The sequence below is a fragment of the Acidisoma silvae genome, from assembly GCF_020618775.1.
Taxonomy (GTDB): Bacteria; Pseudomonadota; Alphaproteobacteria; order Acetobacterales; family Acetobacteraceae; genus Acidisoma; species Acidisoma silvae.
This window is the reverse complement of the sequence record NZ_JAESVB010000010.1, coordinates 23,785-36,216: the sequence shown is the minus strand read 5'-3', so window position 1 is coordinate 36,216 and position 12,432 is coordinate 23,785. Positions and strand designations below refer to the sequence as shown.

General features: G+C 59.3%; 13 protein-coding genes. 5 read left to right on the top strand and 8 right to left on the bottom strand.

The window, feature by feature from the left end:
• Positions 1-56: 56 nt before the first annotated feature.
• The 8 genes from msrA to ASILVAE211_RS17890 all read right to left on the bottom strand — a co-directional run bounded on the left by msrA (position 57) and on the right by ASILVAE211_RS17890 (position 6,751).
• Complete coding sequence (gene msrA / locus ASILVAE211_RS17925) at positions 57-785, bottom strand: peptide-methionine (S)-S-oxide reductase MsrA (protein WP_227322727.1); 729 nt, start codon at positions 783-785, stop codon at positions 57-59.
• A 12-nt stretch (positions 786-797) separates the two neighbouring features.
• Positions 798-1,181: a peptide-methionine (R)-S-oxide reductase MsrB gene (msrB, locus tag ASILVAE211_RS17920; RefSeq protein WP_227322726.1), complete on the bottom strand. Its 384-nt coding sequence runs from the start codon at positions 1,179-1,181 to the stop codon at positions 798-800.
• A gap of 464 nt (positions 1,182-1,645) precedes the next feature.
• Complete coding sequence (locus tag ASILVAE211_RS17915; protein ID WP_227322725.1) at positions 1,646-3,256, bottom strand: GMC family oxidoreductase; 1,611 nt, start codon at positions 3,254-3,256, stop codon at positions 1,646-1,648.
• 258 nt (positions 3,257-3,514) lie between these two features.
• On the bottom strand, positions 3,515-4,036 hold the full coding sequence (locus tag ASILVAE211_RS17910; RefSeq protein WP_227322724.1) for an RES family NAD+ phosphorylase: 522 nt from the start codon (positions 4,034-4,036) through the stop codon (positions 3,515-3,517).
• Entirely contained in the window at positions 4,033-4,401 is a 369-nt protein-coding gene (locus tag ASILVAE211_RS17905) for an antitoxin Xre/MbcA/ParS toxin-binding domain-containing protein (protein WP_227322723.1), read from the bottom strand. Before ASILVAE211_RS17905 ends, ASILVAE211_RS17910 begins: the two co-directional genes overlap by 4 nt.
• A gap of 82 nt (positions 4,402-4,483) precedes the next feature.
• The gene (locus tag ASILVAE211_RS17900) at positions 4,484-5,245 is read right to left on the bottom strand and encodes a segregation and condensation protein A (protein ID WP_227322722.1); all 762 of its coding nucleotides are present in this window, start codon (positions 5,243-5,245) and stop codon (positions 4,484-4,486) included.
• Positions 5,238-5,810: a hypothetical protein gene (locus ASILVAE211_RS17895; protein WP_227322721.1), complete on the bottom strand. Its 573-nt coding sequence runs from the start codon at positions 5,808-5,810 to the stop codon at positions 5,238-5,240. Before ASILVAE211_RS17895 ends, ASILVAE211_RS17900 begins: the two co-directional genes overlap by 8 nt.
• A gap of 56 nt (positions 5,811-5,866) precedes the next feature.
• Positions 5,867-6,751: a tyrosine-type recombinase/integrase gene (locus ASILVAE211_RS17890; RefSeq protein WP_227322720.1), complete on the bottom strand. Its 885-nt coding sequence runs from the start codon at positions 6,749-6,751 to the stop codon at positions 5,867-5,869.
• A 257-nt stretch (positions 6,752-7,008) separates the two neighbouring features.
• Here ASILVAE211_RS17890 and ASILVAE211_RS17885 point away from each other — a divergent pair, with 257 nt between their 5' ends.
• The 5 genes from ASILVAE211_RS17885 to ASILVAE211_RS17865 all read left to right on the top strand — a co-directional run bounded on the left by ASILVAE211_RS17885 (position 7,009) and on the right by ASILVAE211_RS17865 (position 12,307).
• On the top strand, positions 7,009-7,824 hold the full coding sequence (locus ASILVAE211_RS17885; RefSeq protein ID WP_227322719.1) for a DUF2786 domain-containing protein: 816 nt from the start codon (positions 7,009-7,011) through the stop codon (positions 7,822-7,824).
• A gap of 80 nt (positions 7,825-7,904) precedes the next feature.
• Positions 7,905-8,267, top strand: a complete 363-nt coding sequence (locus ASILVAE211_RS17880; RefSeq protein ID WP_227322718.1) for a hypothetical protein — start codon at positions 7,905-7,907, stop codon at positions 8,265-8,267.
• A 494-nt stretch (positions 8,268-8,761) separates the two neighbouring features.
• Positions 8,762-10,051, top strand: a complete 1,290-nt coding sequence (locus tag ASILVAE211_RS17875; RefSeq protein WP_227322717.1) for a replication protein RepA — start codon at positions 8,762-8,764, stop codon at positions 10,049-10,051.
• The gene (locus ASILVAE211_RS17870) at positions 10,048-11,241 is read left to right on the top strand and encodes an AAA family ATPase (RefSeq protein ID WP_227322716.1); all 1,194 of its coding nucleotides are present in this window, start codon (positions 10,048-10,050) and stop codon (positions 11,239-11,241) included. The genes ASILVAE211_RS17875 and ASILVAE211_RS17870 overlap by 4 nt, the downstream gene beginning before the upstream one ends.
• Before the next feature lie 169 nt (positions 11,242-11,410).
• Complete coding sequence (locus ASILVAE211_RS17865) at positions 11,411-12,307, top strand: ParB/RepB/Spo0J family partition protein (protein WP_227322715.1); 897 nt, start codon at positions 11,411-11,413, stop codon at positions 12,305-12,307.
• The last annotated feature ends 125 nt before the right edge of the window (positions 12,308-12,432 follow it).

Here is a 12,432-nt window from a genome sequence, read left to right as displayed (position 1 = left end):
AGCAAGGCAGCTCAGGCCGTTCCGTCTTGCAATCGCTCTGATCTCAAATAATCAGGTCAGGATCCCTTCACGCCTTGAACCAGCACCGGCTGGGTGAGAAAGCTAGCCGGAAAGAGCTTTTGCAATGCACCGATCTTCGGCATATCGAAGGTCGCGATATATTCACTGTCCGGATGCAGCGTCAGGTAGTTCTGATGATAGGCCTCAGCCGGATAGAACCCGCTATTCTTGCCGACGATCGTGGCAACGGGTGCAGAATAAACTTTTGAATGATCGAGCTGCGCGACGTAGGCGCTGGCAATGGCGGCCTGCTCCGGCGTCGTGGCAAAGATCTCAGACCGGTATTGCGAACCGGTATCCGGGTATTGCTGGTTCACCTGCGTCGGGTCAGTCGCGACCGAGAAATAGACCTGTAGCAGTTTACCGTAGGTAATGACCTTCGGATCGTAGGTGATGCGCACCGATTCCGCATGACCGGTTGTGCTGGTGCTTACCAGTTCGTACTGGGCGTTGGCCGCACTGCCCCCGTCATAGCCCGCCATGGCTTCCGTGACGCCACGGACATGCTGAAAAACGCCCTGCACGCCCCAGAAACAGCCGCCAGCCAGGATCAGTGTTTCAGAACCTGCCGTGCCGGGCTTTTCATCAAGGCTGGGTGCCGGCACCAGCTTGTTCAGCGCCTCGGCCTGACTATGGCCAGCTGCGAAAGTAAGCGCACCGACCGCCAGGACAGCGGCCAAGGCCGTGCTGGACAGGATAGCGATCAGACGAGATCGACGAGCCATGACAAAGGTCCCTTAGGCTGAAGCCGTGAAGGTGAGAGCGACACCGTTCATGCAATAACGCAGGCCCGTGGGTTGCGGTCCATCGGGGAAGACATGGCCCAAATGGCCACCGCAGCGGCTGCAATGAACCTCTGTCCGCTGCATGCCGAAGCTGTTGTCGACAGTCTCGGCAATGCCTTTGGGCAAAGGCTGCCAGAAACTCGGCCAGCCGGTATGACTGTCATATTTGGTCGCGGAAGCATAAACCGGCAGGGCGCAGCCGGCGCAGGCATAGATGCCCTTGCGCGTTTCGTAATCCAACTTGCTGGAAAACGGCACTTCTGTGCCCTGCTGCCGCAACACGGTATAGGCCGCCGGACTAAGCATGGCGCGCCATTCCGCGTCCGTGTGGCTCACCGGATAAACCGTGGCATCCGCTTGGGCTGAGTGCGAACGCAGGCTGAATAGCCCCCCCCCGACAACGCCTAAACCCAGCAATCCCAAAAGGTCACGTCGCCTAGCCATGGTTATGCTCCCAGATGCTTCACCACTCTATACGGTCGGCGAGCCAGAGAGGTTACACTTAGCGAGCAGCCATTACATCAGCTCAAGACCATGTGAGACTGGCCGCGCTCACCGCTGCCATAGTTCCCGGCGGGGAAATTCCATTTTCAACCAAGGATAGGTGAGCCCCAGGCCGTTTGACGCGAACTTCGCCTTGGGCAGCGCCACAGCAAGGGAATACCCTAAACCGCAGACGACATGAGGCCGCAGCGTTTCTTATAATTGTTATATCGCAACAAAATTGAGGCCATCCCTGCCCGCTCTAACATCGCCATATGCTTCGATCAACCGAAGTGCCTATAAAGCGAAGGCGGGGTTCAGGCGGCCAGAATCATCGCCGCCGCTTTTTCTCCGATCATGATGGAAGGCGCATTGGTATTGCCGCTGACAAGCTTTGGCATGATGGATGCGTCAGCAACGCGCAGCCCTTGCAGCCCACGCACTTTCAGGTCCGGTGTCACGACGGCATCCTCGTCGCTGCCCATGCGGCAGGTGCCGGAGGGATGAAAGACGGTGGAGGCGAATTGCCGGATATAGTCGAGCAAGGCCTCGTCGCTTTGCTTATCCACGCCCGGAGCGGCTTCCTTGCCGCGCAGGATATCGAAAGCCGGCGCGTTGAGAATGGCACGCGCCGTTCTCAGCCCTTCAACCAGAACGCGAGCATCCTCCTCACGATCCAGAAAGTTGAAATCGATCGCAAGGTTCCGGCCGCTGCCATCGGCCGCGAGCGCCACGGCGCCGCGACTTTTCGGTTGCAGCAGGCAGGTATGGATGCCGAAGCCATGCCCCCACTCGAAAAGCTTGCCACCCGGCAGGCGCAGGAAGGGGATGAAGTGAAACTGGATATCGGGAACGGCATTGGCGTATTTCGTGCGCGCGAAACCGCCCGATTCCACATAATTCGTCGTCCACCACCCTTTGCGTTGCAGCAGATATTTGAAGGGCGAGGCCAGCACGGGCGCAATCGTGCTCGCAGAGATCGCAAGGCCCTTGCCGCTGTCGGAGCGGAATGAAACCAGCGCGTCCAGATGGTCTTGCAGGTGTTTGCCGACGGACGGCAGATGGTGGCGGATAGTGACACCGGCCCGTGTCAGCTCGTCCGCATCGCCGATCCCGGAAGCCATCAGAAGCTGCGGCGAACCGAGCGCACCGGCACTCAGAATAACCTCACGCCGCGCCGTCAGGGTTTTGTTCCCGCTGATTGTCTTAAGCGCCACGCCCGTAACCCGGGTGCCGTCCATGGTGAGAGTCATGACCTCGGCGTCGGTCAGCACATGCAGATTGGTCCGATTGCGGACAGGGGCCACGAAAGCGCGATAGCTGCTCAGCCGCTGGCCGTTGCGCTGCGTAACGTTATAGACACCGACACCTTCCAATTCGGCGCCGTTGAAATCACCGCTGCGCGTCTGCCCCGCCTCGGCCGCCGCATCGACGAAGAGGCGTGAGACGCTATTCGGGTCGCGTGGCCTGGTGACGTCCAGTTCGCCCGACTTGCCATGATAGGCAGGGTCAAGCCCAAGCTGGTCGGCTTCCGATTTCTTGAAATAGGGCAGCACATCATCATAGCCCCAGCCGGGGCAGCCCATGTCGCGCCAGTCATCGTAATCCGAGCGATCCCCCCGGATGTAAATCATGCTGTTCATGGAGCTGGAACCGCCCAGCATGCGGCCCCGCGGCACCGGGATTTTCCGATTGTTCAGATGCCTCTGCGGCACCGACTCAAAATGATAGGCGTAGGTTTTGCTCGTATAGAGCGTCACCGTGCCAGCCGGCACATGAATGCGCGGCGTGTTATCCTTCGCACCGCCTTCAATCAGGCAGACGCTGACGGCAGGATCGGCACTCAGCCGATTGGCGATCACACAGCCCGCAGACCCCGCACCAACGATGATGAAGTCGAATGCGGTCGGAATAGCCGAATGAGCCATAAGCAACCCACAGTTTGCAGGGGAAAACTGAAGCAATTACGCCACCTGCTGTAGGCATTATGCGATGAGAGCGCGAGAATAAAAAACCGGCACAATGGATCAGCAAAGCCGAAGCAATGACCAGATCGCGTTTATTTTAGGCAATTTTATGCAATTTTGTTCATTTTATCAGCGGACAATATTGCATGCGGCAGCAGGATTTGGCTGAATTCTCTTGGAGCCCTGAACAAGAACACCGGAAGATTCCTGGATCTGGTCCTAAAGCCGCCACGAACGATCATCGCGGGGCAACCGGTTATCATCGTCGATCACCGTGACACGATGCGGCAGATCTGCCGCCCATTGCCAAAAGACGAGATTGGCGTCCTCGGACGTCGCACCTGCGGCGAAGCTCGGCACCAGGATCGCGGCAAAACCCTCAGCCTGCAGACGGCGCGCAAGATCCCAGCTGGCCACCGGCTGCCGGCGGGATGCAAGGTCTTCCCAGGGACAGGCAAGCGCGGCCTGGGCAATCCCAAGCTCGCCGAGCGTAATCGGATTCGTTAAATCGGCGACGTCCACGCAATCGACCTCATAGGCGCAAAGCGTCATGGGCTGCGCCTTGAAGGGAAAAGCCTGCTGCGCTTCCAGCCAGGCGGTCTGCATCCGACGTGCCGTATAAAGTGCCGGCATGCCGGGCGGATTGAAGCGTCCGCCGTAGCGGGCAGCGCCCTCACCCGACAATGGAGAAAAAGCCCAACGCGGATGATGCGCGCGATAGACGAAGCCGTGAAACCTCACGCGTAACCGCCGACCGCGACCCTATCCAAATAGCGTTTCACCGCCTCAGCCCGCCCTTCCTTGACAAGGGCCTCCGCCGTCTGGTCCCCGAAGGAAGGCAAGGGCTGCGACCGGTACCAGGCAAAGGCCTGTTGCGGCGACCCCGCCCAGGGCCTGACGCGATTGAGGATTTCGACAATGTCGCGCAGACGCGACTGGGTGGACGGCGCCGCAACCCGCGCGGTTTTGGCAATGGCGTCGCGCGACAGCCCAAGCGTGGTGGCCAATTCCGCCCGCGTGATATGCAGCATGGAACTCAGGCGATCGGCCGCAATCAATCCGTCAGCGGTCGCCGTATCTTGAATGAAACTGGTCATATCGTTCATGCGGGCGCCCCGTAATTTACCCTGAATCAGGGCAATATATAGGGCAAGAACAAAGCATGCCACTGCTTTGGTGGTCAGGCTGTCACGACGCGCGCAACCAGCATTCTTCTAGCGGCTGAGATTGCTCGATACGAAGCGACCCGTTTTTTGCCAGTTCCAGACCGGCCAGGAGCGTGGAAGCCATGGCCGTCCGCATCTTCTCGATGCGGTTAGGATCGTCCGCCGCCACAGGCGGTAAAAAGGCGATCAGCCTCCCCCCCTCCGGATGGCGCGCAAGTATGCTGGGTATATGCGCCAAGGCATCACTGACGCGCCAAAGATCGGGGATAAGCCTTGTGTAGACAGGTATGGGCTTCAACCTCTCGTCCGGCCCAAGCAATACGGCGAGACAAGCTTCCATGAGACCGACATAGCCCGTTTCACGCGGACGCTCGCTCAGAGGTCTGACGAAAGTCTCTACCCCCAATTGCGGCCTGCCGCCCAGCCAGGCGCCAGCCGCCCGCATGGCAATCCGCTCATCGAGGCGCTGGATTTCGCGTGCCGCTTCGGCCTCGGCCTCGGCCGCCGCTTGGGCCGACGCGGGAAACAACAGCCGCGAGCGCAGATGGACAAGACGCGTCGCCAGAACCAGCCAATCCGCCCGTCGCTCCAGACTGACCTGATCCGCAAAATGATCCATCGCCGCAGTGAACTGGTCAGCAAGGGCCAGAATTGAGACGCGGCCGAAATCGATGCGTTGCCGCTCGGCGAGGTCGAGCAGCAGATCCATTGGCCCGTCGAACCCATCGAGATGGACGATCGGCGTGGCGGGCAGACGCTCCGGTCCCTTCCACCTGTCATCCATGGCTATAGTCGGGTCGGCAATCGAAAATGAGACTGGGCCATTTGGCGCGGAACCCCAGGATAGCGGCCCAGGGCGTCCAGTCCGCCGACCAAAACTCATAGGTGATTTTGCCGGCGCGCCGCCGATGGTGATCCTCCATGCCGGTCAACAGGCGCACCTGCCGCAGAGATTGGACGATGCCCCAATGCTGGCGCAGCCAGGCGCGACTGCCGGGATGATCCGGTCCACGCTGCAGAATCAGCGCGGGGATCGGCAACAAGGCGTGCAAATCGAGCGGACAGCCCCGGCCCTGCCGAGCGGCTTCAATCACCCGATCCGCATGATTTTCCACAGCACTCCGCAATTGGCTTGCAAGGATTTGCGCCGCCGCCAAGCTTAGCCCGCGCGATCCGTCGGGAGGGTTCAGCAGCGCATGGAGCTGATCCTCCTCGGTCAAGGACAGATCCGGCAATTGCCAGGGGATGGCACCAGCCCCCCGGGCCGCGCGTTGAAACGACAGGACATCGTGGCTCGGCCCGGACACGGTCAGACCGTGGCGCAGCCAGTCAGCCTGTGGCAATGCCATCGGATCAAATGTTTCATCCGGCCCAGACAGGCTCCGCCGCGACGGCATGCGCAAGGTCAGATATCCGGCACGAGGTCGGGGTCGATGACCAAGCTTGCGACGCGCCCGTTATAACGGCGCGTCGCCCCGCGATCTCTCTGTCGGGCATGGGCCATCACGTCCCCATCCGACGCACCCGTGGCATAGGCCTTCACGATGAACCCGGCACGCATGCCGTGCGGCGAAAGGCGCTCGCCCGCCGGCGCCTCCAGCCCGACCAAAGCCGCGCGGCGGCGGAGGATTTTCCAGACGCCATTACCGGTCAATCGAGCCTCGATCGTCCCGGCCGCCGTCAGACGTGGAAAGACCGGCCCGTAATCGATCCGCGCCCGGCGCAGCCAAGTCTCCATCGCCTGAACGGCACAGGTTTTGGCATCTGTTCCACGGGAAACATGCAAACTTGCCACCGGCTTGTCTGGTCTGGAACTGCCGACGCGAAGCGTCAATCCTTCGCGGGTGACATCGATATCCTCCCGGTCCAGGGCCACCAGTTCGGAGCGCCTTAGACCACCGGCAAAGCACAGCAGCAGCAAGGCGCGGTCGCGCAGATTGAGGAAAGCAGCCCGCCCCCCAGGGTCAGGATCGCAACTGCTGACGAGGCGTTCAATCGCGGCAGCGGTCAGCACGGCAGCAGGCCTGACAGGGCTACGCCCCGCCTGGGCCATGTCGCTCAGCAGGCGGGAGATGGCGGGATCGGCGGATGCCAGGGGCAACCCGGCCTGCCGATGATGAGACCGGATGGCGGCAAGAGCCACCCTCAAGCCGCTAAGGCCAAGCGTCGCCTGTCGTGCCGTCAAATAGGCCAGAATTGTCTCCGGTGCGGCGGGCAGGTGGGAAACAGACCCGGCTGCACACCAGGCGCAAAACGTACCCCAATCATCGGTATAAATTTTACGCGTCACCGTGGTGAGCGGCCTTTCGGCCGGGACATCAGGCCTGTCCTGCGACTCCAATCCCCCCTCCCCTTTTTGCCGCTTCAGCCTGACAGAGCTGCCTTAATCAAGGCAAGAGCCCTCTCTCGTGGAGTTAGGCACGGTAATACGTGGGTTGAGCACCCTAACCGTTAAAAAACTGGACTTGGATGAGATAAGCAGCGCGATACCGCAATTGGCTGCCCTCTGTTTTAGCGCCCAAACGCTGCGAATTGCCACCCTCCCCCATGACATTTTCTGAGCGACGCCCGCAAGGCTTTGCCTTTGGCTGCCAGCTGTTTAGCTTGAAGGCCATGAGCCAAATTTCTGAAATCGACCGCGCCAAAGCCCGCATTCGGGCATTGACGGAAAAGACTGTGCAGAATGGCTGCACGGATGCTGAAGCCTTTGCCGCCGCTGAAATGGTGGGAAAGCTGCTGGATCGCTACATGCTTACGATGAGTGAGGTTCAGGTTCGGGAGCAGATCTGCATTCAGGCCAAAATGCCTATGGCCGGCAAGCGCCGTGGCGCGATTGACGGCTGTGTTCCCGCAATCGGGCGGTTTTGCCACTGCATCGTCTGGCTCGATCACGGGCCGGCATCAGACGAATCAGAGGCGCCCTCCACGAAGTGCTACGTCTATTTCGGTTTCGAGGCCGATGTGCAGATGGCTGTCTATCTTTACAAAATCATCGAGCAAGCCATCAGAAGCGAAACCGCCGCGTTCAAACAGCTCAATCCACGACTGCGCTCCACCCAGCTCAGATTGGCAACGCGCAGCTTTCAGCACGGGCTGGCAAAGCGTGTGGAGGATCGGCTGGAGGAACTGCATCAGTCACGAGAAAGCGCGTTGCGCGCTGGCACCAGCAGGGGCACAGCGCTGGTTCTGGTCAAGCAGACCGTTGTGCAGGACGCCTTTCGCGAGACGAAGATCAAGCTCCGATCCCGCAGCGCCTCCGTCATCGCTATCGACCGACAGGCCTATATGGCTGGCGGACTAGCCGGTGATCGTATCAACCTCAGCCGCCCGGTGGGGGATCAGGGCGTCCCCTGTCTCAAATGAAAACCGGTCGCGATCATCAACGCGGGCGGCTCTATACGTGGGAGCAGCAGGCTGTCGCGCCACATGATGGAACCGTCATTATGCGCGATCAGGCCCAGGGCATGGTCGATGCCATCTGGGCTGATATCGGCCTCCGCTATCCCCCAAAAATCGCGGCTCTGCCGGCCCAGGCCAAGACCCTGATTGGCCGCGCTGACAGACTGACAATCGAACTGGCGCCCCGCGTGCCGTCCTGGTGCCTGCTGCATGAATTGGCCCATAGCATCACGTCCACCGTCGAAGGGGAAAGTGACGGCCATGGCGCGCAATTTCTGGCCGCCTATGTCTTCCTTCTTGCCCGTTACCTGCGGCTCGATCAGCACAAGCTGAGAGCTTCCGCTGGCCGGGCGGGATTGGCCGTCGGCTCGGAATTCTGTGTTTCTCAGCCCGATAGCGGCCTATAGCGTCCCGCTACCCAAGACTTTTAGGTAATTTGGCGCCACAAATATCAAAAACAGACCTAAATTCAGATGCTTATCGTGATTTTGCGGGTCTGCAAGATGCGAACCGGTGCCAAGGATGCCCGGACTTCTTCTGGCGGCAGCTTTGCACCGTCTTCCATGGCGACATTCGCCATAGCATCGTGCCTAGGTCAAGAATGACGTTTGCCATCAAGAACCGATGGTCCTGGTACGGACCGATGATCTTGGTACGCGCTAGCGATGATGATGGTGCGGAGACTCGGGCCAGACCGATGAGCGCGGTACGTTTTACCCGGCAATAACGATGACTTAGGTACTATACCTAAGACTCTATCCTAAGATTCACCTTAGAAAGACCGTACCCAGATCATCGGTAAATTTGCGATTTTCGGAAGAAAAGGGTTTTTGTTGCGAAAGCTAGCCACTTTGCCTTAGGTTTCCCACGCCTTCGGGCACCACGATTCGTCGGAGATACCATGTCCGCCCCCCGTCATCCGCTTGGGCAGCAAGTCCACCTGGAACTGGTACAGCGCGGGCCTGATGCAGCCAATCAACTGGCGCTCTCTCTTGGCCAGCCTGACCTGTTCGAGCGCGTTCTCGCGATCCAGGATGAGGCACCCAGCCCCGGCTTTCTCCACTCCGCCCTATGCGCCATGTCCTTGCCGGTGCGGCGTCCAAAGGACGAATACGCCCCCATCATGCGCCAGGACGGCCAATATACGCTCGTCATCAATCCTAAGCCGCGGTTGGACCTGGTCAACGGCCAACAACAGTTCCAGAGCCTTGGCATACCCTTTGGATCTCTGCCCAGGCTGATCCTCATTCATATCATGACGGAAGCCGTCAAAGCCAATTCCCGCCATGTCCATCTGGGCCGGAATTTCAGCGACTGGATGCGGCGGATGGGCTTTAAAACGGTCAGCTATGGGCCGCGTGGCTCTGCCACGCTCATTCGGGACCAGATGGACCGGCTGCTGTCCTGCGAATGGATGATCCGCTGGGACAATGTCGACAAAAGCGGCGAGCATGAATTCGGTATTCGCGAAATCAAGCTGACCAATGAATATCGTGGCCAGGACGGTCCTAAATCTGGTTTTCAGCGCGAAATCCTGATGACTGACGGGTTCTTTCATCACCTGAAAGACCATGCCGTGCCGTTGAACGAGGTGGCGATCCGCCAGTTGCGCGATTCGGCGACCGCCTTGGATCTCTACACCTGGCTGGCCTACCGGCTGCCACGCATTGGTCAAAAGCGGCCTGCGACATTAAGCTGGGATCAACTGGCCGTCCATTTTGGCAATGACGGAAAAAACATCCGCAAATTCCGCCAGACCATACGCGACGCCTGGGAACGCCATGTCTCTGCCGTCTACCCGGAGGCCAAGGCGGAGTTCGATACCAGCGTCATCCGCCTTTACGGATCACCGGCGCCTTTGCAGCAAAAACTGGTGCCAGGCGCGGATCTGCGCCTGGTAGAAGCCGATGATAAGGGTACGGTCGATGCGCCGCTGTCGCAGGATCTGCCTCAAGCATTCTTTCGGACGCTGAAAGAGAATCTGGGCGATGCTCAGTTCAACACTTGGTTCAAGCGTGCGACGCTGGAACAAAGGGACAGTGAATGGTTCCTGCTGGTGGGTTCGCGCTTCCATAGCCACCATATCAAGACCGAATTTCAGCTGCATCTGGACAGGGCTGGCCGTGCGGTCGGGATTTCCCAGGTTCGGGTCGACGTGACGAAAAACCCAGTGAGCAAGACCACGCCATGAGCGATACTCGCATGGAATCCCAGACGCTCCGCTCCGTCGGGGAAATCTACAATAAATGCATGACTGTGTTAGGCGGCCTGCGCGACCAGGCATTGCATGAGAGTGGTGCCCGCCAGTCACCGCGATTTCCCATTACGCGCGTGGCGGAGCTAGTCGGACGGACCACGGCCGCGATTCGCGAGGCAGAGAAGGACGGGCGTATTCCGGCTGTCGAGCGAACCACGTCCGGTCGTCGTGTCGGCTATACTTTGGCTGAGGTCAACCAGATGCGCGAGGTCTTTGGGACAAGGCCTTGGCGGAGCGCCGAGGATCCGGTTTCGGTCATCGCCGTTCAGAATTTTAAGGGCGGGGTAGGGAAGTCCACGGTTTCTGCCCATCTGGCACAATATCTCGCGATTCAGGGCTATCGGGTCTGTCTGGTGGATTGCGACAGCCAGGGGTCATCCACGGCCCTGTTCGGCTATGTTCCTGATCTTGATATTCATGAGGACGAGACGCTTTATCCATTTTTCCGCAATATGGAGATGAGCAGTCTCGCTTATGCGGTGCGGGAAACGCATTGGGACAACCTCTATCTTATTCCCGCCAATCTGAAGCTTTATTCCGCCGAATACGAGCTTGCAGCCCGTATTTCCCGATCTGAGCCGAGATTGCTCAATCGTCTGGCCGAGGGTCTGGTCTCCATAGCCGACCATTTCGACGTCATCGTGCTGGACCCGCCGCCGGCACTGGGCACGATTTCGCTTTCTGTCATGCGGGCGGCCAATGCGCTGCTGGTGCCGATGCCGCCGACCGTCGTCGATTTCGCCTCGACCACGACCTTCCTCGCCATGCTTTATGAGACGCTCCAAATTCTGGAGGAGCGGCATTTTCCGGTCGATTTTTCGTGGATACGCTTTGTGGCAACCCGCGCCGACGAAGGAAAGTCCATGCAGCGAGAGCTGCTGGGACTGATGCGCAATTTGTTTGGCGAAAAAATGTTGCGGACGGTGATGCGTGATAGCGCCGAGATCGATAATGCCTCAGCGCGGCTGATGACCATCTATGAACTGGCGGCACCCGTGACATCGCGTGAAACCTATAATCGTGGTCTCGCCTATTTGAATGGCGTCAACGCGGAGATTGAGATGCAAATCCGGACAACTTGGCCAAGCCAGGCAGAGAAGCTGCGGGCTGAAGGTAAGATTTGATCGCCTTGCAGATTCGCAAGATTAGTCCAACTTATTGATTTGGAATGATTTTATGGCTTTAGGAAACAAGGGTTTCGCGGCAGGCCTGGCAAGTGGAACTCAACCGCAGACCGGCAAACTGCCGCCCCGCACCGGGGTTTTGCAAAGCCGCAGCAATCGGCTGGCGGAAATGGCTTCCGGCCAAACGATGACACGGGAGCATGAACTGGTGGACCCGGCACTTTGCCGGGTTTGGGAGTTCCATAATCGGGACTATGGCGCGCTGAGTGAAGAAAGCTGTTCGGATCTGATAGAGAGTTTTCGCGCCCAGGGTCGCCAGGAAGTTCCGGCCATCGTTCGCCGCGTTTTAGGGGATACGGACTACCAGTTCGAGATCATCTGTGGGGCAAGGCGGCATTGGACGGCAAGCTGGCTCCGCCTCAATGGCTCGCCCGGTTTTAAGTTCCTCGTCGAGCCGCGAGAACTAAGCGATGAAGAAGCCTTCCGTATTGCCGATCTGGAAAACCGCAGTCGACAGGATCTGTCGGATGTCGAACGGGCAAGAGATTACGCAGGCGCGCTGACGCGCTACTATGGCGGCAATCAGGCACGCATGGCGGAACGCTTGGCTGTCAGCCAAAGCTGGTTGAGCCGCTATCTTGATCTTGCAGGATTTCCGGCGCCTGTGATTGCCGCTTTTGGCAGCCTGCATGCCATCAAGATTAGCCATGGCGCCACCTTGGCGCCTCTGTTGCGTCACCCGCTATCGCAGGCTGCTGTTATCGCCGAGGCTCAGGTGATCGCGGAAGAGCAGAGTGAGCGCAGTCAAGTAAAGCAGCCATCGATCGCGGCGCCCGATGTGGTGAAGCGCTTGCAGCAGGCAACGCGGCGTAAGGATGCCGCGCGGGTAACGGCGAGGGCGGTCGAATTCGCTGTAAGGTCGCCCAGTGGTGCTTTGCTTGCGCGAGGTACGCGGCCGCAGAGGGGCAGCAATATTGTTATCAGCGTTCCGCGCAATGCGACTGCCGATCGTGAACAGCTTATGGCGGCGATCAATGAGGTGCTGGATAAGCTGACCCAAGGCTAACTCTGAATAACCGATGATAAGCGTACGCACTGGTCATGGTTGAAGCCGTATGATCAGGGCATTGACTGTGATTTTTGACGCCTGATGCGGGTCATGAGGGCGGACCGATGATAATGGTGCGCCCG

Excerpts from the sequence above, each read along its gene's own strand:
- msrA (WP_227322727.1), bottom strand. The coding sequence starts at position 785 with ATGGCTCGTCGATCTCGTCTGATCGCTATCCTGTCCAGCACGGCCTTG.
- ASILVAE211_RS17915 (WP_227322725.1), bottom strand. The coding sequence starts at position 3,256 with ATGGCTCATTCGGCTATTCCGACCGCATTCGACTTCATCATCGTTGGT.
- ASILVAE211_RS17905 (WP_227322723.1), bottom strand. The coding sequence starts at position 4,401 with ATGAACGATATGACCAGTTTCATTCAAGATACGGCGACCGCTGACGGA.
- ASILVAE211_RS17900 (WP_227322722.1), bottom strand. The coding sequence starts at position 5,245 with ATGGATGACAGGTGGAAGGGACCGGAGCGTCTGCCCGCCACGCCGATC.
- ASILVAE211_RS17895 (WP_227322721.1), bottom strand. The coding sequence starts at position 5,810 with ATGGCATTGCCACAGGCTGACTGGCTGCGCCACGGTCTGACCGTGTCC.
- ASILVAE211_RS17885 (WP_227322719.1), top strand. The coding sequence starts at position 7,009 with ATGACATTTTCTGAGCGACGCCCGCAAGGCTTTGCCTTTGGCTGCCAG.
- ASILVAE211_RS17880 (WP_227322718.1), top strand. The coding sequence starts at position 7,905 with ATGCGCGATCAGGCCCAGGGCATGGTCGATGCCATCTGGGCTGATATC.
- ASILVAE211_RS17875 (WP_227322717.1), top strand. The coding sequence starts at position 8,762 with ATGTCCGCCCCCCGTCATCCGCTTGGGCAGCAAGTCCACCTGGAACTG.
- ASILVAE211_RS17870 (WP_227322716.1), top strand. The coding sequence starts at position 10,048 with ATGAGCGATACTCGCATGGAATCCCAGACGCTCCGCTCCGTCGGGGAA.
- ASILVAE211_RS17865 (WP_227322715.1), top strand. The coding sequence starts at position 11,411 with ATGGCTTCCGGCCAAACGATGACACGGGAGCATGAACTGGTGGACCCG.